General features: G+C 33.7%; 27 protein-coding genes and 1 pseudogene. 15 read left to right on the top strand and 13 right to left on the bottom strand.

All coding sequences use genetic code 11. From position 1 onward, the window contains the following. The first annotated feature begins 56 nt into the window (after positions 1–56). From rpmI to fmt, 3 genes are read left to right on the top strand one after another with little or no spacing between them, the layout of a single operon-like run. The gene (rpmI, locus tag BVG17_RS02225) at positions 57–263 is read left to right on the top strand and encodes a 50S ribosomal protein L35 (RefSeq protein ID WP_010402777.1); all 207 of its coding nucleotides are present in this window, start codon (positions 57–59) and stop codon (positions 261–263) included. A 21-nt stretch (positions 264–284) separates the two neighbouring features. Further along, positions 285–641 (top strand): 50S ribosomal protein L20, encoded by a 357-nt coding sequence (gene rplT, locus BVG17_RS02220; protein ID WP_063630562.1) that lies wholly within the window; start codon positions 285–287, stop codon positions 639–641. Positions 642–653: 12 nt separating this feature from the next. Further along, a complete protein-coding gene (fmt, locus tag BVG17_RS02215; RefSeq protein WP_063630561.1) occupies positions 654–1,553 on the top strand; it encodes a methionyl-tRNA formyltransferase in 900 nt (299 codons plus the stop codon). 87 nt (positions 1,554–1,640) lie between these two features. Here fmt and BVG17_RS10485 read toward each other — a convergent pair. Further along, positions 1,641–1,789, bottom strand: a pseudogene (locus BVG17_RS10485) (WPE palindromic element domain-containing protein); the annotation flags it as partial. A 152-nt stretch (positions 1,790–1,941) separates the two neighbouring features. Between BVG17_RS10485 and purH the strand changes: the two are divergent. The 4 genes from purH to BVG17_RS02190 all read left to right on the top strand — a co-directional run bounded on the left by purH (position 1,942) and on the right by BVG17_RS02190 (position 8,868). Further along, entirely contained in the window at positions 1,942–3,462 is a 1,521-nt protein-coding gene (gene purH, locus BVG17_RS02205) for a bifunctional phosphoribosylaminoimidazolecarboxamide formyltransferase/IMP cyclohydrolase (protein ID WP_006013536.1), read from the top strand. Between the two features lie 140 nt (positions 3,463–3,602). After that, positions 3,603–4,943, top strand: coding sequence for an ankyrin repeat domain-containing protein (locus tag BVG17_RS02200; protein ID WP_063630560.1), 1,341 nt, complete (start codon positions 3,603–3,605; stop codon positions 4,941–4,943). A gap of 281 nt (positions 4,944–5,224) precedes the next feature. Then, positions 5,225–7,900, top strand: a complete 2,676-nt coding sequence (locus tag BVG17_RS02195) for a 2-oxoglutarate dehydrogenase E1 component (protein WP_063630559.1) — start codon at positions 5,225–5,227, stop codon at positions 7,898–7,900. A gap of 194 nt (positions 7,901–8,094) precedes the next feature. Then, entirely contained in the window at positions 8,095–8,868 is a 774-nt protein-coding gene (locus BVG17_RS02190; RefSeq protein ID WP_063630558.1) for a hypothetical protein, read from the top strand. A gap of 74 nt (positions 8,869–8,942) precedes the next feature. Here the strand turns inward: BVG17_RS02190 and BVG17_RS02185 are convergent, their stop codons facing one another. The 3 genes from BVG17_RS02185 to BVG17_RS02175 all read right to left on the bottom strand — a co-directional run bounded on the left by BVG17_RS02185 (position 8,943) and on the right by BVG17_RS02175 (position 11,714). After that, positions 8,943–9,536, bottom strand: a complete 594-nt coding sequence (locus BVG17_RS02185) for a TIGR02217 family protein (protein ID WP_063630557.1) — start codon at positions 9,534–9,536, stop codon at positions 8,943–8,945. Between the two features lie 53 nt (positions 9,537–9,589). Beyond that, entirely contained in the window at positions 9,590–10,777 is a 1,188-nt protein-coding gene (locus BVG17_RS02180; protein ID WP_241654137.1) for an OTU domain-containing protein, read from the bottom strand. A 196-nt stretch (positions 10,778–10,973) separates the two neighbouring features. Further along, positions 10,974–11,714, bottom strand: a complete 741-nt coding sequence (locus BVG17_RS02175) for a DsbA family protein (protein ID WP_063630556.1) — start codon at positions 11,712–11,714, stop codon at positions 10,974–10,976. Between the two features lie 440 nt (positions 11,715–12,154). Here BVG17_RS02175 and BVG17_RS02170 point away from each other — a divergent pair, with 440 nt between their 5' ends. The 5 genes from BVG17_RS02170 (at position 12,155) to BVG17_RS02155 (ending at position 16,707) form a co-directional block, all read left to right on the top strand. Beyond that, positions 12,155–13,990, top strand: a complete 1,836-nt coding sequence (locus BVG17_RS02170; RefSeq protein WP_241654136.1) for a DUF3857 domain-containing protein — start codon at positions 12,155–12,157, stop codon at positions 13,988–13,990. A 47-nt stretch (positions 13,991–14,037) separates the two neighbouring features. Further along, positions 14,038–15,525: a UbiD family decarboxylase gene (locus BVG17_RS02165; RefSeq protein WP_063630554.1), complete on the top strand. Its 1,488-nt coding sequence runs from the start codon at positions 14,038–14,040 to the stop codon at positions 15,523–15,525. A 40-nt stretch (positions 15,526–15,565) separates the two neighbouring features. Continuing rightward, positions 15,566–16,093, top strand: coding sequence for a phospholipase D family nuclease (locus tag BVG17_RS02160; protein ID WP_063630553.1), 528 nt, complete (start codon positions 15,566–15,568; stop codon positions 16,091–16,093). An 84-nt stretch (positions 16,094–16,177) separates the two neighbouring features. Continuing rightward, a complete protein-coding gene (locus BVG17_RS09480; RefSeq protein WP_241653896.1) occupies positions 16,178–16,330 on the top strand; it encodes a hypothetical protein in 153 nt (50 codons plus the stop codon). 26 nt (positions 16,331–16,356) lie between these two features. Beyond that, positions 16,357–16,707, top strand: coding sequence for a hypothetical protein (locus BVG17_RS02155; RefSeq protein WP_241653897.1), 351 nt, complete (start codon positions 16,357–16,359; stop codon positions 16,705–16,707). A 214-nt stretch (positions 16,708–16,921) separates the two neighbouring features. Here the strand turns inward: BVG17_RS02155 and lgt are convergent, their stop codons facing one another. From lgt to BVG17_RS02140, 3 genes are all read right to left on the bottom strand, one after another. Continuing rightward, positions 16,922–17,713 carry a prolipoprotein diacylglyceryl transferase gene (gene lgt, locus BVG17_RS02150; RefSeq protein ID WP_063630552.1) on the bottom strand — a complete coding sequence of 264 codons (792 nt, stop codon included), beginning with the start codon at positions 17,711–17,713 and terminating at the stop codon, positions 16,922–16,924. A 6-nt stretch (positions 17,714–17,719) separates the two neighbouring features. Beyond that, positions 17,720–18,169: an SsrA-binding protein SmpB gene (gene smpB, locus BVG17_RS02145; RefSeq protein WP_007301946.1), complete on the bottom strand. Its 450-nt coding sequence runs from the start codon at positions 18,167–18,169 to the stop codon at positions 17,720–17,722. Between the two features lie 88 nt (positions 18,170–18,257). Next, a complete protein-coding gene (locus BVG17_RS02140; protein ID WP_241654135.1) occupies positions 18,258–19,169 on the bottom strand; it encodes an ankyrin repeat domain-containing protein in 912 nt (303 codons plus the stop codon). Between the two features lie 94 nt (positions 19,170–19,263). Here BVG17_RS02140 and BVG17_RS02135 point away from each other — a divergent pair, with 94 nt between their 5' ends. Further along, a complete protein-coding gene (locus BVG17_RS02135; RefSeq protein ID WP_063630550.1) occupies positions 19,264–19,785 on the top strand; it encodes a Na+/H+ antiporter subunit E in 522 nt (173 codons plus the stop codon). Here BVG17_RS02135 and BVG17_RS02130 read toward each other — a convergent pair. After that, complete coding sequence (locus BVG17_RS02130) at positions 19,778–20,194, bottom strand: hypothetical protein (protein WP_007301944.1); 417 nt, start codon at positions 20,192–20,194, stop codon at positions 19,778–19,780. The genes BVG17_RS02135 and BVG17_RS02130 overlap by 8 nt on opposite strands. A 266-nt stretch (positions 20,195–20,460) precedes the next feature. Between BVG17_RS02130 and purN the strand changes: the two genes are divergently transcribed. Further along, positions 20,461–21,027 carry a phosphoribosylglycinamide formyltransferase gene (gene purN / locus BVG17_RS02125; protein ID WP_063630549.1) on the top strand — a complete coding sequence of 189 codons (567 nt, stop codon included), beginning with the start codon at positions 20,461–20,463 and terminating at the stop codon, positions 21,025–21,027. A 7-nt stretch (positions 21,028–21,034) separates the two neighbouring features. On the opposite strand, the gene BVG17_RS02120 is transcribed toward purN, so the two are convergent. Genes BVG17_RS02120 through ribF form a run of 5 tightly spaced genes read right to left on the bottom strand, consistent with a single transcriptional unit; the run spans position 21,035 to position 25,995 of the window. After that, a complete protein-coding gene (locus tag BVG17_RS02120; RefSeq protein WP_063630548.1) occupies positions 21,035–21,901 on the bottom strand; it encodes a DUF2207 domain-containing protein in 867 nt (288 codons plus the stop codon). 55 nt (positions 21,902–21,956) lie between these two features. Then, positions 21,957–23,267, bottom strand: coding sequence for a M16 family metallopeptidase (locus tag BVG17_RS02115; protein WP_063630589.1), 1,311 nt, complete (start codon positions 23,265–23,267; stop codon positions 21,957–21,959). After that, positions 23,254–24,585, bottom strand: coding sequence for a M16 family metallopeptidase (locus BVG17_RS02110; protein WP_063630588.1), 1,332 nt, complete (start codon positions 24,583–24,585; stop codon positions 23,254–23,256). Before BVG17_RS02110 ends, BVG17_RS02115 begins: the two co-directional genes overlap by 14 nt. A 4-nt stretch (positions 24,586–24,589) precedes the next feature. Next, the gene (gene lspA / locus BVG17_RS02105) at positions 24,590–25,066 is read right to left on the bottom strand and encodes a signal peptidase II (RefSeq protein ID WP_017531772.1); all 477 of its coding nucleotides are present in this window, start codon (positions 25,064–25,066) and stop codon (positions 24,590–24,592) included. Next, entirely contained in the window at positions 25,063–25,995 is a 933-nt protein-coding gene (gene ribF / locus BVG17_RS02100) for a riboflavin biosynthesis protein RibF (RefSeq protein WP_063630547.1), read from the bottom strand. The genes lspA and ribF overlap by 4 nt, the downstream gene beginning before the upstream one ends. A gap of 68 nt (positions 25,996–26,063) precedes the next feature. Here ribF and BVG17_RS02095 point away from each other — a divergent pair, with 68 nt between their 5' ends. After that, a complete protein-coding gene (locus BVG17_RS02095; RefSeq protein WP_063630546.1) occupies positions 26,064–26,435 on the top strand; it encodes a glutaredoxin in 372 nt (123 codons plus the stop codon). Positions 26,436–26,506 lie beyond the last annotated feature (71 nt).

Below are 26,506 nucleotides of genomic sequence, written 5' to 3'. Positions count from 1 at the left end.
CATACTTAATTACTAATAAAGAACTAAATAGTGGTGTTTGTAAATTTGTTTAGAATATGACGAAAATAAAATTAAAAACCAAATCTTCTGTCAAAAAGCGCTTTCACCTTACAGCTAAGGGTAAAGTCATCTCTACTCAGTCAGGTAAAAGACATGGTATGGTAAAGAGAAGTAAATCTAATATTCGTAATCAGCGTGGTACGACGATTCTTAGTAAATCTGACTCGCGTATAGTTAAGCTTTATATGCCTTATGGTATTTAACAAAATGGAGGTAAAATAAAAATGGCTCGAGTAAAACGTGGAGTAACTACTCATGCTCGTCATAAAAAAATATTGAAACTAGCAAAGGGTTATAGAGGACGGGCAAAAAATTGTTATAGAATTGCATTACAAAGAGTTGAAAAAGCACTCCAATATGCTTACAGAGACAGAAGAACCTGTAAACGTGATTTTCGTGGTTTGTGGATAATACGTATTAATGCAGCAGTAAGAGAACATGGACTTACTTACGGTAGATTTATGCATGGTCTTAAACTTGCTGAAATTGATTTAAATAGGAAAATTCTTGCTGAGATGGCTGTTAATCATAAGGATGATTTTGCTAAATTAATAGAAATTGTAAATAGTAAGTTAGCTTAAAGCAAAAACACCATGAGAATTATTTTCATGGGGTCACCGGAGTTTGCTGTTGGTGCGTTAAACTTACTATTGAAATTACAGAGTGAAATAGTAGCAGTATATACCAAAGCTCCAAAACCTTCTGGACGTGGGCAGAGGTTAACAAAATCCCCAGTACACATCGTTGCTGAAAAAAGTGACATAGAGGTATGTACTCCTGCCTCTTTAAAATCTTCGATAGAGCAAGAAAAGTTTGGAAATTTTAAGCCAGACGTTGCAGTTGTTGCTGCGTATGGATTGATACTTCCAAAAGAAATTTTAAATATTCCCAAATATGGTTGTATTAATATTCATCCATCATTGCTGCCTAGGTGGCGCGGTGCAGCTCCGATAGAGCACACAATTTTAGCCGGAGATCAAGAAACCGGAGTTAGCATTATGCAGCTAGATGAAGGATTAGATTCTGGCCCTATTTTAAAACAGAAAAAATTTCTTATTGAAAAAAGCGATAATTATAAGACGTTGTATGATAAATTGTCTGAATTAGGTAGTGATTTACTGCTGAAAGTACTAAACGAAATTGAAAAGCAAGTTCCCTTAAAACAGAGCGATAACGATGCGTGTTATGCTGACAAAGTAAAAGACTATAAAATTTACGCAAGTGACGCCTGTGAAATTGCTTATAGAAAGGTTAAAGCATTTTATCCAAAAGCATTCATTAAGGTAGAGAATAAACGTATCAAGATACTTGATGCTGAATTTGAAGCCTTCACTTCAGGACAAGGTGAGATCATTAATGATAATATGCATATAAGTTTAAAAGGTGGTACTTTAATTCCTAAAGTTGTACAAATGGAAGGAAGAAATCCTTGCGATATTAAAGATTTTGTTTGTGGCTTAAAATCAAGTTTAACAAAAAAATTTATAGAATAGACTACTTTGAAAGGAGGGTGAGGAGAGCTAAAGCAACTTCTACAATTTGGTATTCCGCTGCTTGTTAGCGGAATCTACAACAAGATACCGCGTTTTGGTGTACGAACATTGCAATTTGCAGGTAATTTGAGTAGTAGATGGTCAGTGCTTGACACTGGAATCCAGTTTCTATTGTACAGCCACCTGGTGTGCTCATTTAAAGTGAAGTTTTCTGGATCCCAGTGTCTGGGGACTGGGATGACATCTTTCTTGGTCTCTTGTATCACAATGTTCGTACAGCTATGTGCTTGTTAGCGGAATCTACAACGAGATACCGCAGTGGTATGACGTAGTAGCTATATATAGACAAATTTTCTTTTCTTAGATATAATCTTAAGAAACCTTCCATATGAAAATTAAAAGAGCTTTAATATCAGTATACGATAAGACAAATATAATTGAACTTGCATCGTTTTTGATGCAGCAACAAATAGAAATTCTCTCAACAGGGAATACTTATAAAGTGCTATCAGGTGCGGGAATAAAAACGCAAGAAGTTTCAGATTACACACAATTTCCAGAAATACTAGATGGCAGAGTGAAAACTTTACATCCTAAAATTCATGGAGGAATACTCTGTGATCGAAAAAGGCACGAAAAGGAAATGCAGAATCTAGAAATTAAGCCGATAGATCTGCTTATAACTAACTTATATCCATTTTGGAAAACGGTTAATAGCAACTCAAGTGAGAAGCAAATCATAGAACAAATAGATATAGGTGGAGTAGCATTAATTAGAGCTACAGCAAAAAACTTTCATTTCACTTCAGTGATTTCTAGCATTCAAGATTACGAAACACTGAAAGCTGAGATGATCAAAAATAACAATCAGACAACATTAGAATATAGAAAACATCTAGCAACTAAAGCATTTGCTCTGACTGCACAGTATGATTCTAATATTTACAATTGGTTTTTATCACAGGGTAAAAGCAATGAGTTACCAGAGTTTTTTACTTTATATGGATGTAAAGCACAAGGACTCAGATATGGTGAAAATCCTCATCAAAAAGCTGCATTTTATAGCAATCAATTTAGCAAGTATCCACTGGAGAAAATACATGGAAAAGAGTTGAGCTATAATAATATAGTCGACATAGAGTCTGCACTTAACATAATTTCTGAGTTTCAAGAACCTGCAGCAGTGATAATAAAGCACAATAATCCATGTGGCGCTGCTGTTAGTGATAGTGCTTTAAAAGCATATGAAAAAGCTCTATCATGTGATGAAATAAGCAGTTTTGGTGGAATAGTTGCTTTCAATCGGGAGATAGATTTAAAGCTAGCAGAGAAATTAAACGAGATATTTTTGGAAGTGGTGATAGCACCATCGGTAAACAATGAGGCACTAAAAATTTTACAAAAAAAGAAAAATTTAAGAGTGATTATTCATCAATCTCTTCAGCAAAATGCAAAATATCAAATCAAAAATGTTGTTGGCGGGTTCTTAGTGCAAGAAAATAATAACCATACAGTAAAAGTAGAAGAAATAAACCGAGTGACAGAATGCACTACAACAAAAAAAGAAAAGGAAGATCTTATTTTTGCTTGGAAAATATGTAAACATGTAAAATCCAATGCAATAGTGATAGCAAAAGACGGTTGTGCTATTGGCATCGGTGCAGGACAAACAAGCAGAATAGATAGTGTGAATATTGCAGTAAAAAAAGCAGGTGAAAAATGTAAAGGCGCAGCGCTTGCTTCAGATGCATTTTTTCCATTTCCAGATAGTATAGTAGAAAGTGCAAAGCATGGAATTACAGCTATAATTCAGCCAGGTGGCTCATTGAAAGATCAAGACGTGATAGCAGCTGCAAATGAGAATAAAATTGCCATGTTTTTCACTGATGTTCGTAACTTTCTCCATTAAGCTTTGTATCCTATCAAAATTATACCCCCACAGGTTGAAAATTGAGTTGAACTAAAAATTGTGATACATCTCTTGCAGATTCATTCAAACTTAATTAAGTGGGAGTATTGTTAATGCGAAAAGGGTTTAATTAAAATGGTATGGCGTGTGAGGAAGACATACATCAATTGGTAGAAAGTGGATTTGATATTAACTCAAAAGATGTAAGCGGAGTCACTCTCTTGCATAAGTTTACAAAAGAAGGCGATTTAGTTGGAGTAAAATCATTATTAGAGCACGAAGCTGACTTTAATGTTGTGGACAACGAAAATAGAAATCCACTGCATTATGCTATTATGCATGGACACAAAAAAATTGCTAAACTTCTTGTTAATCAACTGACAATTAATTCTAGAGATAAAAATGGATTTACTCCACTTCACCTTGCTACACTACAAGATGACACAGAGTTAATAGATTTTTTAATAACAAAAGGCGCAAAAATTAATGAAAAAGATGCTGAAGAAGGCTATACTCCTCTTCACATAGCTTCATTATACAGTTCTAAAAAGAGCGTCCAGATTTTAATTGATAGCGGAGCAAATCTTGAATGTGAAGATAATAACTTTCGTACTCCTTTATTTTTGACCATTTATCAATGTACTACACATTATGAAAGTAGAGCAGAGATTATAGAATATCTGATAAAGAAAGGTGCAAACATAGAAGCAAAAGATGCAGAAAATAATACTACGCTTTTTCTAGCAGCATATAACAACAAAATGCAACTGGTAAAGCTTATTGTAAAGCAAGCAAAAGCTAGGTTAAAAGAGTTTATTTGCACAAAAAACAAACATGGCTTTGATGCGCTGGATTGCGCTATTGAGCATAATAATGGAAAGATGGTAACATTTCTTGTTTCAAAGGGAATAGAAGCAGATGACCAAGATTGTAACGGTAACACCAGGTTACATAAAGCTAGCTATAATGGTGATACTAAAGCAGTTAAGTTCTTATTGGAGCTTAAGGTAAACGTTAATGCCGTCACTAGATGCAACAGAACTCCTCTGCTACTTGCAGCTAAAAAAGGCCATGTAGAAATTGTAAGAATGTTGTTAGCAGTAAAAGCCAATATGAATATTTGTGATCAACAAGGTTTTACACCTCTGCATCTTACTATTCAAAAGGATTATTTTGATATAGCTCAGCTATTAATAGAAAAAGGGGCAATTAATTGTAGTAATGATTATACTGCAATAGATATATTTATTGACAAGGCTCATAGCAAAAAAAATATTGAAGAAAATTACAAAAAATTCTGTAGATTTTTGATGCTTTACTTGAAAGAGCTGCATAGTAAACACAAAGCCTTTTGTGTACTTTCAATCCTAGCTCTAAGCTTAACAATTATAGGTTTACCATTTATTTTTAAGCCTGTTATTAAATATAGAGAAAGAAGTAAAATATATAAAAAAATTAGGGCTATGCTGATTTATATTTAAGTATAACAGGAGAACTAAGCTAATATATGACAATTATCTGCTCGATAAAAATGGAATTAAATGTATCCGTTTAGCAGAGTGGCAAAATAAAATAGACAAAACCATAAAAATAAATGGTGTCATGCACTGAACATTTGCTGTGCAGTTTACCTTCAAAAATGAATGTTCGTACATCTGTGAGAAAGCGGTAATGCATTAGCTTAATCTACAGAGATCAAAAAAGTTCTTTTTTAAAAAACTTAAGTTATACTTATAAGTATTTGATATCTTTTGTAGTGATTATGCTAAGTCTAAGCTGCCTTTATGGTGATAATGCAGAATTTGTAGAAGAAATGTATAGCCGTTATTTGCAGGGCGATAAATCAATCGGGGAGGATTGGAATAGGATTTTTTCAAGCAATTTAGAAATGAATAAAACGGAAGCCTGCAATGCACAGCACGCAGTCAAGTCGGATGATTCAATTTCTAGCTTAGCAAATTTCTTCAGATCTTACGGTCATTTTTTTGCGGACTTAAATCCATTATCACCGCATGTAAATAAAGAAATAGATTATCAGAAATATTTGAATATCTCTCCAGCGCATGATGCTGAAATATATAGAGATATTTACTGCAAGAACATCGGGTTTGAATTTATGCATATTTCCTCTTATGAGGAAAGAGTGTGGCTGCAGGAGAAAATTGAAAATCAGGTCTATACGCTAAGCCCTCAGGATAAAAAAGAAATACTAAGGCACTTGATTGAATCTGAGATGTTCGAGCAATTTCTCCATATGAAATTTCCTGGATATAAGCGTTTTTCTATCGAAGGTGGGGAGTCAACCATTGTTGCAATTGAGAGAATTATTAGCGATTCAGCAGCTTTTGGTATTGAAGAAATAGTTCTTGGTATGGCCCACCGAGGACGGCTTAATGTTCTAACCAAAGTTATGGGGAAAGAATATGCGGCAATGCTGTCTGAATTTCAAGGCAATCTTGCATACCCAAGTGGTCTTGAGGTATCTGGTGATGTCAAATATCACCTTGGTTACTCTTCTGATCGAGCACTTGCTGGTGGTAAAAAAATACACTTAAGTTTATGTCCTAACCCATCTCACCTTGAGGCGGTAAATCCGGTTCTAGCTGGAAGAGTAAGAGCAAAACAAAATACGAGATCTGTGCTTGGCATATCAATTCATGGTGATGCGGCTTTTATCGGGCAGGGAGTGGTTGCTGAAACCCTGACTTTGAGCAACATTGAAGGTTATAAAGTTGGTGGTATCGTGCATATTGTCATTAATAACCAAGTTGGTTTTACTGCAAATCCTCGTTGTGCACGCTCTTCTTTTTATTGTACTGATGTAGCAAAATCAATAGAAGCTCCAATATTTCATGTTAATGGAGATAATCCAGAAGCCGTGAGTTTTGCCGCGAGTTTGGCAATGGAGTGTGTGCAGAAATTTAAAAAGGATGTGGTGATTGACATAATATGCTACCGCAAATATGGCCATAATGAAGGCGATGAACCAAATTTTACTCAGCCACTTATGTATAAAGCAATATCAAGGCATAAAACTCCGGGAACAATTTACGAAGAGAAGCTGGCTGCAGAGAAAGTCCTAATTAGTGATGAAGTAAGTAAATTGCGCAGCGAATTTAGGGTAAGGTTGGATAAAAGTCTTGCTGAGTCAGTGGCTTACACTCCAAAAAAAGCTGACTGGTTTGATGGAGTGTGGTCGAAATTAAGAAGAGCAAAGTTGAACGATTTGAGTGAATATTATACGGACTCTGGTGTTTCACCAGATGAGCTAAAAAAATTGGGCGTACACATAAATAGCAATATTCCAAGCAGTTTTAATATCAATAATAAGGTCAGAAAAATACTTGATGGAAGAATAGAAAGTATAAATTCCGGTAGCAACATAGACTGGGCAACTGCTGAAAGTCTTGCATTCGCGTCATTGCTTAAAGAAGGAATAGGAGTGCGCTTGTCAGGACAAGATTCTGGTCGCGGCACCTTCTCGCACCGTCATTCAAGACTTATCAATCAAGCAACGGAGGAAGAGTTTATTCCACTAAACAACATAAGTGAGAAGCAAGCTCGCTTTGAAGTGATAGATAGCGCACTATCTGAGTATGCTGTGATGGGTTTTGAATATGGATATAGCCTTGACTCTCCATATTCACTGGTGCTCTGGGAAGGGCAATTTGGTGATTTTGCAAATGGTGCGCAAATCATGATCGACCAGTTTATTGCATCAGCAGAAACAAAGTGGTTGCGATCAAGTGGTCTAGTTTTACTTTTGCCTCATGGTTATGAAGGGCAGGGGCCTGAGCATAGTTCTGCTCGTATAGAGAGATTTTTGCAACTCTGCGCAGAGGATAATATGCAAGTAGTTAATTGCTCTACTCCAGCAAATTACTTTCATGTTTTGCGCCGACAAATTAATCGAGATTTTCGTAAGCCTTTAGTGGTGTTTACACCTAAATCACTATTGCGTCATAAAAGCGCAGTTTCTAACCTTTCTGACTTTGAAGGAAAATTTCTTACGGTAATTCCAGAGTGTAGAAAAGGTTTAGTTGCAAGTGATAAAATACGTAAAGTTGTAATATGTAGTGGTAAAGTTTATTACGACATAATTGAAATGCTTGAAGCACAAAAAATAAACGATATAGCAGTAGTGCGTTTAGAACAATTTTATCCATTCCCGGCCGATAAACTAGGCAGTGAACTTGAAAAATATAAGAACGCTGAAATTACATGGTGTCAAGAGGAACCAAAAAATATGGGAGGATGGTTCTTTGTCAACCCATTGATAGAAGAGGTATTGTCTGGCCTCAATGCTCAAGCAAAAAGACCTAAGTGCATTGCAAGATCTGCTGCTGCATCTCCTGCATGTGGTTATGCTAATATCCATGCTCAGCAACAAGCAGAAATTTTGAAGCAAGTTGCGCAGGCACAACTGTACAAACACTGAACGGCTTCAAGCAGGCTCATTAATTAGACTCTAGCACTTAGATAACTTACAACAATCAAACCTCTTATATACTCATATAAATATAAAAAGACTTTTATTTTTTTATAAAAGTATAATATTTATTAAGATTTTCATTTATTTTTCTCAAAGTAGTTAATATAGTAAATATTAATATTAATTAATATCAGATATATATGAAGACAGAAATATTTGAGAGGCTAATAGGGCAAACTAGACTACGCAGCAATAGCAAGGCTAAAATCATACGATTAAATAGAGACAAAAAGGCTTTTATAGATGAGGATAAAAAGTCTATAGAATTAGCTGAGGCTATTTTTGCAGAAAATAATATGTTTCGTTTTCGCAAACCAGGTCCTGCTACGGATTACATTTTGCATAAACTAATAAATGATAAAAAGCTTCTCGAGGAAATGAAAGATAGAGGTACAAGTATAATACGTCTTTTTTCTTTGCTATCAATGTATCGTAATCTTCCCAAGTACTGTGTTGTGAGTAAAAAGGGGTGTATTACTGAGTTCAACATATTGACTTATGTTAAAAATGGTTTAGAACCATTACCTTTAGAAGACTTTATACTTATTGAGTCTGCTTCGTACCTAGAGTACATTTTGTTTGAGAATGATGATATTAGAAATAGGTTAGCTGAAGATTTGACTGAAGATAAAACAAAATTAGATATTTTCGTAAATGGAATTTTAGCGATAAATAGCTCGGATTTAGTATTATCTTGTATCAACACAATCGAGGCTTTTAATGAGGAAGCTAGAAATTTTGTCAATCACATACAGAAAACCAATAGGATGGACTACCTCTTTAAGGAAAATGATACAACACTTGTAAAGTTAGTTCTAAAAGAATTATTAAAACTTTCTATTTTACAAGAAAGAGAAAACACTACATTAGAATTTCCTCAAATTTCGAGTGTGGAACATTGTAATGGGCGATAGACTTTAAAATATGTTAAGGCTCATTTAAATATGAGCCTCAGTATCGCTTAACTTTTATGGAGCATACTTTAACTTTATTTCACTTCCACCAAGGGAATATTATTCCAACTGTTACTGCCATAGTTATCAATAGAAGCGTTTAGGTAATCTGTATCAAATCGTACTGGTACATCAAATTCGAAGCTTGCGGTGATTATTGTGCCTTTTGCTGGTGGTTTCATAAATTCTATTTCTCCAGTTGAATAATTTACTGAATATTTTTCTGTCTCTTCACCATCTAGGTAAATTTTTATTGTATCATGCACTGGCTTTTTAATAGTTCGTGTATGCTTGTCTTTTCCACTTATGTAAGTTTTCATCAGTTGAAAGATCGTTTTTTTATCGTCTCCTATGCCAATTTCTTGATTGATAACTGTAAAGTCTGACCAATCCTTAAAGCGAAACCCTATAGCTTTACCTTTTCGTGCCTGAAAAAATGTTATGAGTTCTGTTAGCTGCTCGTTTGACCTAACTCCATAAGCTATGTTATACCTGGCACGTGCACGAGACCAATTAATATTGCGCTGCTCACAGCCATTATGAGTTGTTACAATGTCAGTGGAAAATTCCGGTCCTCCAGTGGAACCATAAGATATATTTTCTGGAAATCTAATTTCTGTAAATGACATATTTCCTCCTGTGAAAACAAAATTGATTTGGTGTAGATAAAGTAAGAAAGAGCTTAAGCTTTTGAAGCTACTTTATCAATCAGGCTATAAATTTTAAATCCCGTTTCTTCTAGAAAAGTATGGGCAATATTTTCCTTTGGCTCACTTTTGAGTTCATTAATGTCTTTATGGCTCTGCGTCAACTTATACATACAAATACATGCAAAAACTAAAGCAACTCCAGCAAGATATGCTAAAGGAATTGGTTGAGTAAAAACAGTAGCTATAGCAGATGCTGTGAATGCTATAGCTGTTATTACAGCAGCTATGCTATAAATAGCTTCTCTTCTGTAACTATTGATTAATTTCTTTTCTATTGCCTCTTGTTGTGTTTCTTGCCCTTGTTGATGAGAAATAGTAATTACTGTATCTGTATGAATTGGCTCACTAGCGCTGGTATTAATTCTCTCTTTTTGTGTTTCATGATCTTGCACAATTGCTGATTTGCTAGTTCTGATATTATATTGTTCTTTTTGCTCTGATTGATCAGAAGCAGGAACTTCTGTAACCTCACCAAAGATTTCTTCATTAGAAACTGGTTGACTTTCTGTTATATCTTCAGAAATTTCACTTAGAAGTGGCACAAAATGCCTCATGTAATTCACTATACGAACAACCTTATCGCCTTCACCTTCTTCACCTGTAGTAATATATCTACCATCTATAAGTTCTTCTTCTAGTGCTATCACTTCAATTTTCACTTTATACTTTTCACATATCATTCTCCCTTCAATCTCTGGACGACCCCATATAGGTGTAGAACCAGCTCCTGTGGCAATATTCTTAATATTTTTTAAGTATTGATGAAAAGTCTTTTTCTCATCTATCATATTTATTTTAGTTTTTGGATCTTGTATAGGACCATATGGACCTTCTAGCTCAACAAAGTAGCCACCAATAGCAGCGTCTTTTATTACTGCTTTATAGGCCCAACTATCTTGTTTACCATGTTGCTCAACATAATCTGCGCAGTCTTTTCTTAATGATTTTGCAGTAAAACGATAATCAGGTTTTATGTTTAATTCATTCAATCCTTGAGCCACAGAGTCAAAAAAGCAATCCCCTGTCTTTATAGCAGCCCCGATTTTTAGTTTTTCAGGATAAGCGCTCTTTAGATTATGCAATAAATCACTTGATTTTTTATTTTCTTTGATTTTTTGAAAAAGAGCAATTGGCTCTCTTACATAGTTAGAATCTCTCATGTTATAACTCCAAAATAATAATTGTATTTTAATAGATTAATCAGCCTAGGAAGGCTTATTACTTAAGGTCGTGCTGTATTGCAAGGAAACATCACCTACTTTTCTTGAACTAATATGCAGCTTATACATATTGTTACTTACTATATCTTAACTTAATTATACTTAAACTTTCTTGTGCTGTCAAGCAGGAATTTTATTAATCTTTTAACTCATTCACTTTTTTGCGTAATATATTCAAATCAGTTTTTCCTACAAAAAGACTATCTCCTATTATCAAAAAAGGTGTACCGCCTACTCCCAAATCCCTTACTAAAAGTTTGCTGTTGTTTATCATTTGCTCAATTTTGTCTGCATTATTTTTCATAGAGTTATTAAAATCGTTCTCGTTAACCCCTATATTTTTCACTATACCTAATATAGTTTTGTCTGAAAATTCTCCTCTGTGATCTAGTGCAGCATAGTGAAAATCTAAGTACTTTTCTTTATCGATAAAATAAGTTGCTAAAGCACCTTTTGCTGCCTTTAAAGAATTGTTACCAAGTATTGGAGCATCCCTAAAGATATACTTAACTTTGCCATCATTGATCAATTGTTTTACGTCGTTCTTTATAGCTTTGCAATATCCACAAGAATAGTCAAAAAAACCTACAGCTATGATATTGCTATTTTCATTTCCTGAGTAAGGATAAGTAGAGTCGAATATTTCATTTTTATGCTGAGAAATTTTATTTTTGGTTGCATTAGCATAACTATTTTTAGCTGACTCTTCCTGGAGAGTTTTTATGATCTTATCAAAATTTTTACTGATGTAGTCATCTAATCTCTCACTTATATGGTCATCGTTTAAGATTGGACTGCGGTGTGAAAGCCAATTGTTTATTATTGGTAAACTTGCTACTGCAAGTATAAAGATCAATAAAAATGGTATCTTAGACATATACTTACTTAAAGAATACAAATATTAAAGAAATGCTCAATGTTAAAACATTTTTATCAAGAAATGCAAACTTTATATATGTTATATCAGAGAATCTGGTGATATTAAGTAACGAAAACTTGTGTATAATAAGGCATTTGAGATTTAAGCAATCCTTACCGCCACGTATAACAATTGTAACCGCGGCGGTAAAAAAGTTGATTATTTTATAACCGCCGCATATAATGCTGACAAACACGGCGGTAAATTATATGAACGAGCCAATAATTGGTAGAGAGAAGGAAACGGCCATTCTAGAAAATAAGCTTCTTCCCTAATCAGTTGGCTGTTTGTATTGTAGGTGGCATTGTACAAGTCTAGTAAAATAATTTTTCAGTAAATGTGGTGACGTAATGAAATTTCTAAAAACTATCTTTAATTTAGCATTACTAGTATTTTTCATGTCTACTATAGCTGAAGCAAGGTGGAGCAAGTACGAAGATGCTTCTGTTGAGGTTAAGTTTTCTAATGTTAACATTAATGTTAATAGAGATGGTACCTACGAAACGGAAGTAGAACTACAAGCAAAAATACTCAAGGAATCCGGACGTGATAGGTTCTCTCTATACAGTCTTGTTTACAATGATGATAGTGCAGATTTTACTGTTTTAGAGGCTAAAACAACTTACAACGGAGAAGAATATATAGTAACTGAAGACATGATGGAGGATAAACCGCTGGCTAGCCCTAGCAAAGGTTTCGATCAGTTAAGGCAAGTAACCATCTCATTCCCTAAAATAGAAATTGGTACGGAAGTATATTTAAGATATAAGCAAGTTAACAAAAAGGTTCCCGTTGATAATTTTTATGGCTTGAGCTTTTCGTATTATGGGGATTATTTACAAGCAGAAAATACTAAAATCAATTCTGAATTGCCTCTAGAGATTAAAGTTAATGATCCAAGAAGCGTATTAGAGATTGCTGAGGAAAAAAAGGATGGTGTACATTATATAAACATTACCTTAAAGAAAGCAGTTTATGAAAACACAATAAATGAGCCACATAATGGAATATTGAATACAAAACACAACACTTGGGTATCATTGTCGAGCCTATCTAAATGGGATGATTTAGCTAAAAAATTAGCTCCTGGATATCATAGCGTCATTAATCAGCCACTTCCTGCAACTTTTATAGCTATAGCAGAATATGCTGCCAATGAAAATACTGATGAGGAGAAAATTAATGCAGTCACTTCTTTATTGAATGAAAAAGTTCAATATATGGGAGATTGGCGCACAGTCTCAGGAAAATATTTTCCACGAGATTTAGAGAAAATTGCTGATTCTCAAGTTGGGGATTGCAAAGACTTTTCTGCTAGCACGGCTGCTATTCTGCAAAAACTTGGTTATAAAGTTCAACCTATTTTAGTTATGAGAGGAACTACTAGCACTTCTAATCCTGAAGCATTACCTAATATGGGTAATTTTAATCATGTGATGCTCAAAGTAACAAATAGAGGTGGGAAAATATATTGGATCGATCCAACTAATACCGTCAGTATGGCACAGGGTATTTTTCCAGACATTGCTGATAGGAGTGCTCTAGTACTGGATTCTGAGGAAGCAGATTACATAAAGATTCCTGCTGTACAAGGTGAAAATTCAAAAGTGATATCCCATAGTGAATTAACTATAGAAGATAATGTTGTAAATGAATATGGCCAGCTTACCGTGCAAGGGGAAGCAGCCTTAGGCTTAACAGGTGTTGGATTATATTATTCAGATGAGCAATTAAGAGATTCTGTTTTTCGTATGATTAGTGGAGTATATCTTGATGAAGAAGAAAAGAAGTTCTTAGAATTGCCTGACCTTACCTTGCGTAATGTAGAGGATCTGACAATTAAATATGAGTTCCAGCAAAAAAATAAGATTTTCAAGACAAATCTAGGGCCGGCTTTGAATTTAGGAGATAATTGGCTTAATGATGTTGTCAATACAGCTTCTGACCAAGTGTCAGACCTTTTTATTGGTGTTCCTAAAACTAAGGAAAGCCATATGATAATAAAAGATATCAAAATTAAAAATTGTGAAAATTTGAATTTTGAAATAAATTCTCCTTGGTTATATGTAAATAGGTCGTGTAAATATCAAAATGATGGAACCGAATTTAGCAATTTAATAACCATAAAGAAAAGCTTTATTACCAATGAAGAGTTAAAAACTGCTGAATATAAAAACTTAAAAAGCGAGCTAGAGAATAATTTTTCCAGAGCCTCTATAATAATAAGTGAATGAGTTGTGCTGGGAAAAGCACTTCTTAAAAGGCTTAAAATTTTTAAAATATGTACAATAACTTACGCGACTTCATCAGAGCATTAGAAGAAAAAAAAGATCTAATTAGAATTAAAAAAGAAGTTTCAACTATTCTTGAAATGACAGAAATTCATCGTAGGGTTTTGTCAAACAAGGGACCAGCTATCATCTTTGAAAATGTTGTCACAGAAAATGGCAAAAATTCAATTCCCGTTTTAGTGAATTTATTTGGTACTATTGAGAGAATTGCATTCGGGCTTGGTATAAATTCTGATGAATTAAGGGACCTGGGTAAACTTCTAGCATTTTTGCGATCACCTGAGCCGCCAAAAACCTTCAAAGATGCTGTGAAAATGTTTCCTCTACTAAAAGTTGTATTGTCGATGCGGAGCAAAGTTGTGAGCAAAGCCCCATGTCAAGAGGTGGTGCTAACTGGGGATAAGGTGGATCTTAGTTTGCTACCTATTCAGACATGCTGGCCAAACGAGCCTGCACCGCTTATCACTTGGCCACTTGTGGTAACAAAAGGACCAACAGCAGACAAGCAAGATAATTTTAATCTTGGAATATATCGTATGCAGGTTGTGAATAAAAAAATGACTCTCATGCGCTGGCTTGCACATCGTGGTGGTGCAGGTCACCATAAACGGTGGAAGGAGAGGGAGCAAAATATGAAGTTTCCTGCGGCTGCTGTGATTGGTAGCGATCCTGCAACGATTATTGCTGCGGTAACTCCGGTGCCGGAGACATTGTCAGAATACCAATTTGCTGGGCTGCTGCGCAAAAAGCCTCTTGAGCTTGTAAATTGTAAGACTATTCCTCTTCAAGTGCCAGCTCATGCAGAAATTGTTTTAGAAGGATATGTAAGTTTGGATAAGTATAGAGATGAAGGGCCATACGGAGACCATACCGGTTACTATAATGCTGTTGAACAGTTTCCTGAGTTTAACATCACTGCAATTACAATGCGCAAAGATCCAATTTATCTCAGCACTTACACTGGTAAGCCGCCAGATGAACCATCAATTCTTGGTGAAGCACTCAATGAAATTTTTGTGCCAATTCTTATCAATCAATTTCCAGAGATAGTGGACTTTTACCTGCCTCCAGAAGGTTGCTCATATAGAATAGCGGTAGTATCGATAAAAAAGGCTTATCCAGGGCATGCAAAAAGAATTATTATGGGCACACTATCTTTTCTCAAACAGTTCTTATACACGAAATTTATTATAGTTGTTGACTATGATATAAATATACGTGATTGGAAGGAAGTAATGTGGGCAGTTTCAACAAGAATGGACCCTGTACGTGATACAATCATGATAGAGAATGCTCCAATTGATTATTTAGACTTCGCTTCTCCTGAAAGTGGTCTCGGAGGTAAAATAGGATTTGATGCAACAAACAAACTTCCACCTGAAACCAAACGAGAATGGGGAAGAAAAATTGAAATGAGCGAGGAAATAATAAAGAAAGTTACAGAGAAGTGGAAGGAATATGGGTTGACAGGTGATTGAGCTATGATGTAGACTACCGCCGTGTATTTAGGTGTGGTTTGTGAGGCTTTTATATCTTTTATTTTTGTCGGCATGTTTTTCTCTGTACTACTATGCGGGTCCTATATCCTCATCTTGCCCAAAAGCAACAGTTTGCTTCTCACCTGAAGAAGACTGTGCTGTACCGATAATCAGCGAGATAGACCAATCTAAAGAATCTATCTTAGTTCAAGAATATGCATTTACTCTTGGAACAGTTGCAAAATCTTTGATTAACGCCAAAGAGCGTGGTGTTGATGTTAAAGTTGTCTTAGATAAATCACAACTCCATTCAAAATATAGTGTCATAAGCGAATTGTTTTCAAATGGAATACCGATTTGGATCGATAATAAGCCAAAAATTGCTCATAATAAGGTAATAATTGTTGATAATCAAAAAGTCATCACAGGATCGTTTAACCTCAGTAAGACAGCTGAAAAGGGAAACGCTGAAAATTTATTAATTATTGAAAATTATCCTGAATTAGTCCAGCAGTATGTGAAGAACTGGGAAATACGAATGTCACAATCCTATCAATATGCTCCCTAGATACTTGATATCAAAAAAAGTCTTTTTATTGATAGATTTAATTTCTTGTGATATAATAAATTAAAAGGTTTTAAGGGGTAGGTAATGGATTACATAAATGATGCTGCTGATAGTTACGCTGCCATTCATGATTTTTTTCAAAATAATGGTGTTGGAGATTACAAAGTTCAATGCAATTATGGTGGTGTACCGTATTCTACTGACGAATATGTACATTTTGGAGCAATAATTTTATAGACTCACATTTTGGAAGGGAAATAAAAATGTATCCTCAAAGTGAGCTTTTAGCTAAAGAGTATGCTGGTAATACACTACCGGTTTCAATATCACTAGACAAGGATCTAATAAAAATAAAAGAATGTCAGAAAAAAACTAAATTTATAGAACTAGAAGGGGAATCAGGTGATATAGTATATGATAAGCAAAAGCATATAAAGTGCTACACGACAAAGTTATCATATGACGATGTTTCTGTTCATAATAAAAACAAATTTTCAATACTGAATATTAGATATGATATGCCAAATGATCCGAGATACAGTTTAAACATAGCCTTCACAAAGGTTAATGATAATCAACCAGGGTTTTTGCAAAAATTTAAAAATATGTTTTAATAAAGTAGCTTCTCAATCAGGAATATTCTGGTGGAAAATGAATATCTACTTAGTAATGAATTTGGTCAGTAGCTACTAAGTTTTTCTTATAGCTATACAACGAAGGTTTGCTGGTCTTACATTTATTCTCTGCAAGACAAAAAATTCACATAATTGTACATAGTATGGAATAAATAAACTTCCACTATATTTTTCGATTAAACTTACCTTTTCTCTATTGAACAGATTTCGTATTAAATCTTAAGTTCAACGCACCTAAATATATAAGCATTCCCAGCAAAATCATAGGTATAGAAAGAAATTGTCCCATAGTTAAATTGAACCATAAATAGCCAATTTGATAGTCTGGCTCGCGGAAAAATTCAACCACAAAACGTGCTATTCCATACCACATAACTGCAATACCAGTTGTTGCACCGTAATACAATCTCATTTTGTTCAAGAAAAATAGTGAATTTACAACTACGAAAAGTAGCGCTCCTTCTAAAAATGCTTCATAAAGTTGACTTGGGTGGCGCAACAAATTATCACCACTTTCTGGAAATATCATACCCCACGGCACGTTTGTTAGTCTGCCAAATAACTCCCCATTTATAAAATTGCCTATGCGACCTAGAAGTAACCCTATTGGAACTCCACAAGAAATTAGATCTAGTGTGTAAAATATAGGAATTTTATATCTTCTACAGGAGATTATTACTGCAAGCAAAACTCCTATAGCACCACCATGAAATGACATTCCTCCTTCCCAGGTCTTTAATATCTCAATAGGGCTGCTTATGTAAAAAACTGGATCATATATCAACACGTAGCCAAGCCTGCCCCCAAGAATAACGCCTATAATAGTAGTTGTTAATAACGAATCGTAAAAATTCTTAGTAAATATTTTTTGATTGTCTAGCTTATGTAAATACCAATATGCAAAAACTATACCCAAAACATATGCTAAAGAATACCAATATATAAAAACAGGACCGATGCTAAAAATAACTGGACTTAAAGACATATTTTACTACAAATTATTCTTAGATAATCTACTTTTCTCACGTTCCCACTCTCTCTGCTTTATGGTTGCTCTCTTATCATAGAGTTTTTTTCCTTTCACAATGGCAATTTTAGTTTTTGCCAACCCTTTATCATTAAAATAGATAGAAAGTGGCACAACAGTTATTCCAGAGGTTTTGATTTGACCAATTAGCTTGTTTATCTCTTTTTTATGCAAAAGCAATTTACGTTCTCTTTTTGGCTTGTGATTTTTTTGGTTTGCAGCTTTATACTCTGCGATATGCATATTGTTTAGCCATATTTCACCTTTTTTTTCAGTAACGTAAGCATCAGAAATGTTTGCTTTTCTTTCCCTTAGTGATTTCACTTCACTACTTAAGAGTATCATACCTGCTTCAAATTCTTCTAAGATAAAGTATTCAAACCTTGCTTTTCTATTTTCTGCAATAACTTCCATATCTAAAGATATCTTTAAGCTTCAATATATTAAAGAACTTTTGGTTTAATTCATAACAAAACAATTATCTCAGTAAATGCAAGTTTGGTTAAAAAAGCTCCAATCTTCCTGCAAGTGTAATTTGTTCCACTCTTCCTACTGCCATTTCAGTCCTAGGACTAGCATTACCTGACAAAGAACTTATTACATCTTTGCAGCCCCATTCAATAGCAGAGTGTAAAGGAGCATATCTATTATTGTTCTGTTTACTAACATATGCCCCACTTTCAATTAAAATATCTCTTATACTTTCATGATCGCTAGCAAAATGCAAAGGAGTGCGTCCACAACTATCCCACACATTAACACATGCTCCATGTTCAATCAGAGTTCTTACTATCTTTTCATTATCACTTTCAGCAGCAAAATGCAAGGGAGTGCTTCTATAATTATCCCACGCATCGACATATGCTCCGTGTTCAATTAGAGCTATTACTATGTTCTCATAACCACTCTTAGTAGCAAAATGTAGAGGAGTGTGTCCATCACTGTTCTGCGCGTTAACATCTGCTCCACATGCAATTAGAGCTCTTACTACACTTTCATTCCCACCTTCGGCAGCAAGATGTAAAGGCGTACATACATCATTGTCCCACGCATTAACATTTGCTCCACTTTCAATTAAAATATCTAATATGCCTTTGTGGTTCCATTCAGCAGCAAAATGTAAAGGAGTGCATCCATCGCTGTCCCATGCATCAACATATGCTCCATATTCAATTAGAGCTATTACTATGTTTTCATAGCCACTCTTAGCAGCAAAATGCAACAATGTAGTTTCTACAGCACTATGTGTAGTGAATATATGATTGATATTAAATCCACTATCTTCCCACCTCTGTAAATCAATTCTTTCTAATTTTGTTTTTATTCTTTCAACTATGTTGTTCTTGCTTAAACCTGAAGTATAATCTACTTCTGCAAGCATTTTTAGAAAATCATCAAGCGTCATAATCTCCATTACTTATTAAAATAACTTGGTTATTATGTTCTTTGACACAAAAATCAAGAACTTTTTATTTTCCTAAAAAATCATTTAAGTTATACTCCAAATCATGAAAGTCAGGCAAAATATTAAGTTTTTTTCTCTATCATTTGTGATTTTGTCTTCTCTATGGATTACATTGTCTGGTTATTTCGAGCCTTTTTTTATTCTCTGTGGAGTGTTTTCTTCTGTGTTCACATCGATTATCTTTAAAAGGTTAATTGATGCTGAAAGTGCCCTTAGTCAAATTCTAAATGATAGTGGTAGGCTGTCACTTTATCAGCTTATAAGTTATATACCTTGGCTAATTTACCAAATTATTTTTTCAAGTATTTATGTAACAAAAAAGGTGCTACGATTCAAATCTACAGTTGAGCCAATTGTTATTGTAAGGGAATGCATAGGACATAATGATAAGACCATTGCATTATTTGCTAACTCGGTTACGATTACTCCTGGAACTTTAACTATCAATGTTGAAAAGAAGCAGAAAACATATTTATCTATCATATGTTTGATAGATAAAGATCTTGAAAGTGGCATTTCTGAAATAGAAGGTAAAGTCTTAAAAATGCTACACCTAGTTAAGTAATTGCTTTAAATAAGTTAACAGCGTCTCTGTATTCTCTTCTTAGGCTTTCAAGCATTTCTTTTGGAAGGCTATCAATAACAGTAGAACATAAATAATTGTACAAATCTTCTAGCCTTGATATGTTATTTTTCTTCTTGCTGTTGAATTTGTACGGAAAAATGCCCTCCATAATTTCAATATCAACAACCTTATTTAAAAATGCATTTTCACTTGTTATGCTTATTCTTGTAAGTATAGTATTAATTTCAGGTTCATTACTCGTATAAATATCTGATAATTCTGCCATTTTAATGACGTATAAAGTTACTACTTTTGATAAACAATTATCAGAATATTCACAATTTTTTATTACCTCCCACTGAGTAACCTGAGACTTGCTTGTTTTTGCATTGCTTGGTAATTTATTCATTGAATTTTCTCCATTTAATTCAGTGTAGTAAATTATACTAATACTTTGTTAAATAAATAATAACGCAGCCATAAAAATATGCATTTATTTACCATAAATTGTATAATATTCCTAAAATTAAATGTTAAAGTTACTTCAAACTGAATGATTTCTTTAATTCCATGTTATCCAGCAGTGTAAAATATTGCTACACAATAGTATTTATTCTAAAATAAACTTGCCTTTTGAGCTATTTTATTAATATCCATTCTTACGGCTGCACTAAAATGAAAAAGATAAAACTCGGAATACTAATTTCAGGTAGAGGATCAAACATGCAGGCTTTAATAGAAGCATGTCAAGATCAGAATTTCCCTGCTGAAACTGTGTGTGTTATCGCAAATAATAGTGAAGCTGGAGGCCTTAAAATAGCAAAGCAAGCAGGAGTTTCAGCGTTTGTTGTTGAAGATAAGCCACTTAATACTGATAAAATTCATGAAATACTTGTTCAACATAAGGTTGATTTAATTTGCCTTGCAGGGTTTATGAGAATTCTAAAGGCCAATTTCCTGAATAAATGGCATAACAAAGTTATAAATATTCATCCCTCTTTACTTCCGTCATTTAAGGGCCTAAATGCTCAGGAGCAAGCTCTGAAAGCGGGTGTAAAAATTACAGGATGTACTGTGCATTATGTTACTCATGAAATTGATGCTGGAGCCATAATCGCTCAAGCTACTGTTCCAGTGTTACCAAATGATGATGTTCACAGTCTCTCAGAGCGCATTCTAGCTGAAGAGCATAAGTGTTATGTAAAAGCAGTAAGATCAATAGCAGAAAGTAACGCTAAGTGATATTAAATTAGAGAGATCGTGTGGTACTGCTTTTTCTTTTTGTTACATCTTGATCCAGAGAAAGGTGTGTTGGAACTTTAGGGTTGGAGCTTTTTTGCTCGATATGTTTTTCTTTTTTCATTTCAATAACCTTATCAGATGTATCATTGTCGATTGGTTTTCGATTGCCTTCTTTCAGCATTTCTTTTAAATGCTGAACCTCTTTTCGCCTTTCTTTATTCTCATGATTAGCGTGCAATTTTGCTAATACTAATACATCAGGTAGTACTTTTGCTATAATTCTATGAAGGCGTGATAAATTTATTTCTTTTTTCATCTCTATATACAGCTCTTTCTGCTCCTCTTTTGAAAATTGTGAAAGATGAATTTTAAAGTTTTTAACTTGATGATAAATAGAGTTAGTTATGTTACCAGTCATTACTATACAGCCCAATGTAACAAGAGGTGCAGTAACAAAAAGAACTATAGGACTACTAAATAAAGCAATAGAAACTACAGCGCCTGTTAAAAATAATATATCGCACAGAATATCCCAACAAATACCTTGAATTCTATATTTATCCCTTCTTTTTTGTTCTAATGTTCTCTTGTAATTACATTTTTTATATAAGCTTTTTTCTCTAAAATAGTCAAAAAAAGAGTACATGCTTGAAATTAGGGATACTGAGCTAAAAAAAACACCTGTGCCAATATTACCAAGCATTATGCCCACCATACCTATCTGTTGACTTGTAATATGTATCAACTTGATGATTATCAACACACCTGTGTTGATAACAGAAAATATCGTTATTAAAGGATTTAACAAAGCAATTGGAGTTTTTTTGCTTTCTCTTGCAGTATCGTTTTTCACCTGAACATAAAAGTCAATCATATATCTAAATTATAAAGAAATATGGTTAAAATTTCAACTATGCTGTAGTAATGATTTACTTTCTCCCAACCTTAACAAAAAATAAATTTTCGGGATCAAGCAAAGAATTTGCCAGCTTATTTACTTCCTCCAATTGAACATCATTAATGATATTCGTATAATTATTTATATTGTTAACATCACGATCATTTATCTGCATATTATCCAATAGCATTGCTATACTTACATTATTGGATAGAAAAGAGAAGGTAAAGTTATTTACTAAACTGATTTTTGTATCCTTGAACAATTGCTCGTCCATTCCTTCATTTTTTATTCTGCTAAAGGTATCTTTTAATGCTAATATAGCTTTATCAGCAGTGGAACTGTCAGTACTTATAAATCCAGATATAACATTCCCATGTTTACTTGTAATATTACTTGCACTAATACCATAAGTAATACCTAGATTTTGTCTCAATTCCTTCATTAATATTGAATTCAGCCCCATACCACCAAGCGCATTAATCAAAACACTAGCATTATAGTAATTAGGGTCTTCATATGCTATGCCTTTTTGAGCAAAAAGTATTACACTCTGTGGTATATCCATAAAAACGCTCTTACTTTCTGCAGGCCCAAATTCATTTTTTACAGATATCTTCCTAACTTTCGATCTTTTTGATGGTAACTTAGATAAATATTTATCAAGCAGCGTACTAACTTCTTCTTTTGTTGCACAACCAACAACACTAATAACGATATTATCCTTAGTAAAACTACGCTTTATGTATGTTAAAACATCGTCTCTAGTAATGCTCATTATAGTGTCTAGAGTTCCATATGGATTTCTTGAGTAAGGATGTTTTTTGAACAACAACGTATCCAACTCTTTTGCAGCAATAAAATAAGGATCTTTTTCAAAATTATTAAAGTTTACTTTGGCTTTTTCAAAAACTCTATTCAATCCTTCAGGATCAACTTTAGGACGCATTATAGCATCACTCAGTAGTGAAATTGCATCCTCTAGATTCTCAGATAAAGTATTTAATGAAATCCTAAATGCTTCTAAACCAGCAATAAAATTTAAACTAATTCCTTTATCCTCAAGCTTTTTTACAAAATCTTTGGCATCATTTTTTCCTGCTCCTTCTTGAATTACAAGAGAAGTAAACCAAGCAAGCCCCTGCTTTTCTATATTTTCATACACACAACCTGCATCTTTGAATGATATATTGAGTGAAATTTTTGGTAAATCACGGTTTTCAACAAACAGAAACTTAAGCCCTTTATTAGTAGTAACCTCCTCTATATTTAGGTGGCTGCTCGCCTGCAAATTAAAGCCCAGACAGAAAAAAAGTAGAAATAAAAGTTTACTTACTCTCATCATTATTACCTCCTTTTGGTAGCAAACGACCGACTAATTTATTAGTAGAAAAGATAGTATAAATTTTGTTATTTACGTCCTCTAGATTGATATCATTAATCTTGCTATATGAAATGTCTATTTCATCAAGTGGAATACCTAGTGCTAGACGTGGTATATAAAACATTGCTATATTAGTTAAATCAGATAGATTATCAAACTGTGCTGCTTTGTATTTAGACTTTGTACTTTGCAACTCTTCACTTGTTATTCCTTCAGAGGTAAAGTGATTAATAGAATTATCTAACTCTCTTGCAACATCATCCAAATTCACCCCGCTTTTTGGAGTTACCCGAATCTCAATGTAACCATTACTAAAAGCTAAGCTATTATAATAAGCAAACACTTCTACTGCTACATTCTTATCTAGAACTAAATCTTTATATAGCTTACTAGACTTGCCATTCCCCAAAACATCAACTGCCAAATCAACAGGAAAAGTTTCACTTATTTGCTCAAATAAAGGAACACTATAGCGAAAGTATAAAACTGGCTCTTTCACTTCAGTGCTTTCTAAAATTACCGATATATCTGCATTATGTATTGAATCTTGGTTCGGATAATGCTTAACTACAGGCTCAGCTTTAATTACACCATATTTTTCCTTTGCTAATTCCGCTACTTCTTCAAATTCTACATCACCAACAACGAGCAGTATAGCATTACCTGGATGATAATAGTTATCATGAAACCTTGTTATGTCATCTTGATTGTAAGTTTTAATATCGCTCTCCCAACCAATAACAGACCTACCATAACCATTACGATAAAATGCACTGTTCATTTCCTCCCATAGTAAAGCTTCAGGATTATTATCAAATCTCATCTTTCTTTCTTCTAATACGATATTTTTTTCTCTATCTATTTTGTCTTGAGTAACATCAAAATTGCCCATTCTATCTGCTTCAATTTCCATTGCTAGTGGTAAATCTTTTTTGAGAACTAATTCGTAGTAGCAGGTGTATTCTTTAGTGGTAAAAGCATTAAATTGGGCCCCAATGCTGCCCAAAGTGGATTCTATGTCTTTAAATTTTCCTGTAGTTTCAAACATTAAGTGTTCAAAGTAGTGAGCCAAGCCTGCTTTGCCAATTGGGTCATCCATTCCCCCAACTTTATATATTATTGCATGAAAAACAGCTGGAATTCGGTGATTAGGTACTACATAAACATCCAATCCGTTACTGAGCTTAGCATGCTTTATGATTTCAGCTTCCAAAGAAATCGGACAAATGAAAAAAAACACAGATAGTATAAAAAAACTAAAGAATTTGCGAAGCATTATTTCATTCCTCATTTTGCTTAGAGATAGACCTATCATATATATACCACTTATATAACAATGTAAACATTCCACAAACTATAGATAGATCTGCTAAATTAAAGGCTGGCCAATACCAATCATTGATATGAAAATATATGAAGTCATATACAGCTCCCCAATAGATTCTATCAATTACATTTCCGATTGCTCCACCAATCATCAGAGAAAAACTAAGGTAAATTGACTTATCATTAGATTTATATATCAAGTATGCAAGTATACCAATTATTAATATTGAACATGCTGAAAAAAAGAAGCTGCCATGCGGCAGAGTACTACACATTCCAAAGCTAATTCCTGAATTCCAAACTTCAACTAATTTCATAAAACTAGTAATCTCGATTGACTCCCCCTCATCAATCAAAGAGTTTATATACAATTTACTTGTTTGATCGAATGATACTATAATCAATATAATAACTAAACATATCCTTTTCATAAATTTATCTTTAACTGGTAAGCCTTCATTATATCACGATCTATCTGTTTTGTTAACTCGTTAATACTATGGAATTTTTTTTCTGCCCTAATAAATTTTAAAAGTTGTATATCAACCTTAAAATTGTATACATTTTCGTTGAAGTCAAATATATGCATTTCTACTATAGGTTTTTTTAAGTCCTTAAATGTAGGTCTCATACCAATGTTGACTACTCCATATAGCCAACTTGAACTATTTTCAGAAAATGCAACTTTGGCGTAATATGTACCAAGCTTAGGTTTTATCATGTAATCTTCTATCGGAATGTTTATGGTTGGAAACCCTATTTCTCTACCTCTACATGCACCTTTTGTTACAATACCAGAAACTTGATAAGACCTACCAAGCAATTTATTAGCAATTTCTATTTCTCCTTTTTGTAAACACTCCCTGATTGAGGAAGAAGAGCAAATTTTTCTATCGATTATCAATGGCTCTAATTTAGTTAAAGAATATTCATACATCTGAGAATATTTTTCTAGAGTTAATATGTTACCCAATCGTTTGTGACCAAAAGTACAACTTTCTCCAACAGTTATATGTTTAGCACCATACTTCTTTACCAAAATCTTACCAATAAAGTCATCGCAGCTAACCTCAGAAAAACCTCTACTAAAATTAATAATATACAAGTAATCTATACCATAGCTGCTGATTAGTTCCTTTTTTTGTTCTTGGTCTATTAACCTAAAATTGTTCCTACTAAATAAAACAGTTGATGGGTGAGGCTCAAAAGTTAAAACTGCAGAGGGTAATCCTCTTTCTTGTGCTACCTTCTTTAGATTGGAAATTGCAAACTTATGTCCTAAATGAACGCCATCAAAATTTCCGAAAGTTAGTGCCACATTATCTTTTATCCCTTGCTCACAGTTGTAAATAATTTTCATACAATTTGATATTTTATATATATTTTTTATATATAATAGTTGTATTTTATGAACTATGGAGATAAATCGTGAAAAACACTAAAGGAAAAGTTGTAATATATGTGAAGAAGTACTGCCCATTCTGCAAGAAAGCAAAAGAGTTATTGGATGAAAAAGGTGTGAAATACGAAGAAATTGATGTACTTAGAAACTCGGATTTGTTTGACGGTATAAAATCAAAATATAACGTCAGGACAGTTCCACAAATTTTTATTACTGATGAAAATGGTGATTATGTGCATCATATTGCTGGATGTGACAAATTGATGGATCTTGAAAAAGAAGGAAAGTTGGATAATATGTTAAATAACAATGAAGATAGCATTAATGCAACAGCTTACACAAGCGGCAGTGATGAACACGAGGGGTGTATTGTATTACATCATGATGATCTTGTGTGATTTTTTTGTCTTACTGTTGTTGGCATAACCGCTTTAAACAATTTTTAATGAATTAAAAATACAATTCATCT

Source organism: Wolbachia endosymbiont of Laodelphax striatellus, from assembly GCF_007115015.1.
Taxonomy (GTDB): Bacteria; Pseudomonadota; Alphaproteobacteria; order Rickettsiales; family Anaplasmataceae; genus Wolbachia.
The sequence above is the reverse complement of the archived record's forward strand: the minus strand, read 5'-3'. Positions and strand labels throughout refer to the sequence as shown.

Coding starts and splice junctions, on each gene's coding strand:
- rpmI (WP_010402777.1), top strand. CDS start 57: ATGACGAAAATAAAATTAAAAACCAAATCTTCTGTCAAAAAGCGCTTT.
- rplT (WP_063630562.1), top strand. CDS start 285: ATGGCTCGAGTAAAACGTGGAGTAACTACTCATGCTCGTCATAAAAAA.
- fmt (WP_063630561.1), top strand. CDS start 654: ATGAGAATTATTTTCATGGGGTCACCGGAGTTTGCTGTTGGTGCGTTA.
- purH (WP_006013536.1), top strand. CDS start 1,942: ATGAAAATTAAAAGAGCTTTAATATCAGTATACGATAAGACAAATATA.
- BVG17_RS02200 (WP_063630560.1), top strand. CDS start 3,603: ATGGCGTGTGAGGAAGACATACATCAATTGGTAGAAAGTGGATTTGAT.
- BVG17_RS02195 (WP_063630559.1), top strand. CDS start 5,225: ATGCTAAGTCTAAGCTGCCTTTATGGTGATAATGCAGAATTTGTAGAA.
- BVG17_RS02190 (WP_063630558.1), top strand. CDS start 8,095: ATGAAGACAGAAATATTTGAGAGGCTAATAGGGCAAACTAGACTACGC.
- BVG17_RS02185 (WP_063630557.1), bottom strand. CDS start 9,536: ATGTCATTTACAGAAATTAGATTTCCAGAAAATATATCTTATGGTTCC.
- BVG17_RS02180 (WP_241654137.1), bottom strand. CDS start 10,777: ATGAGAGATTCTAACTATGTAAGAGAGCCAATTGCTCTTTTTCAAAAA.
- BVG17_RS02175 (WP_063630556.1), bottom strand. CDS start 11,714: ATGTCTAAGATACCATTTTTATTGATCTTTATACTTGCAGTAGCAAGT.
- BVG17_RS02170 (WP_241654136.1), top strand. CDS start 12,155: ATGTCTACTATAGCTGAAGCAAGGTGGAGCAAGTACGAAGATGCTTCT.
- BVG17_RS02165 (WP_063630554.1), top strand. CDS start 14,038: ATGTACAATAACTTACGCGACTTCATCAGAGCATTAGAAGAAAAAAAA.
- BVG17_RS09480 (WP_241653896.1), top strand. CDS start 16,178: ATGGATTACATAAATGATGCTGCTGATAGTTACGCTGCCATTCATGAT.
- BVG17_RS02155 (WP_241653897.1), top strand. CDS start 16,357: ATGTATCCTCAAAGTGAGCTTTTAGCTAAAGAGTATGCTGGTAATACA.
- lgt (WP_063630552.1), bottom strand. CDS start 17,713: ATGTCTTTAAGTCCAGTTATTTTTAGCATCGGTCCTGTTTTTATATAT.
- smpB (WP_007301946.1), bottom strand. CDS start 18,169: ATGGAAGTTATTGCAGAAAATAGAAAAGCAAGGTTTGAATACTTTATC.
- BVG17_RS02140 (WP_241654135.1), bottom strand. CDS start 19,169: ATGGAGATTATGACGCTTGATGATTTTCTAAAAATGCTTGCAGAAGTA.
- BVG17_RS02135 (WP_063630550.1), top strand. CDS start 19,264: ATGAAAGTCAGGCAAAATATTAAGTTTTTTTCTCTATCATTTGTGATT.
- BVG17_RS02130 (WP_007301944.1), bottom strand. CDS start 20,194: ATGAATAAATTACCAAGCAATGCAAAAACAAGCAAGTCTCAGGTTACT.
- purN (WP_063630549.1), top strand. CDS start 20,461: ATGAAAAAGATAAAACTCGGAATACTAATTTCAGGTAGAGGATCAAAC.
- BVG17_RS02120 (WP_063630548.1), bottom strand. CDS start 21,901: ATGATTGACTTTTATGTTCAGGTGAAAAACGATACTGCAAGAGAAAGC.
- BVG17_RS02115 (WP_063630589.1), bottom strand. CDS start 23,267: ATGAGAGTAAGTAAACTTTTATTTCTACTTTTTTTCTGTCTGGGCTTT.
- BVG17_RS02110 (WP_063630588.1), bottom strand. CDS start 24,585: ATGCTTCGCAAATTCTTTAGTTTTTTTATACTATCTGTGTTTTTTTTC.
- lspA (WP_017531772.1), bottom strand. CDS start 25,066: ATGAAAAGGATATGTTTAGTTATTATATTGATTATAGTATCATTCGAT.
- ribF (WP_063630547.1), bottom strand. CDS start 25,995: ATGAAAATTATTTACAACTGTGAGCAAGGGATAAAAGATAATGTGGCA.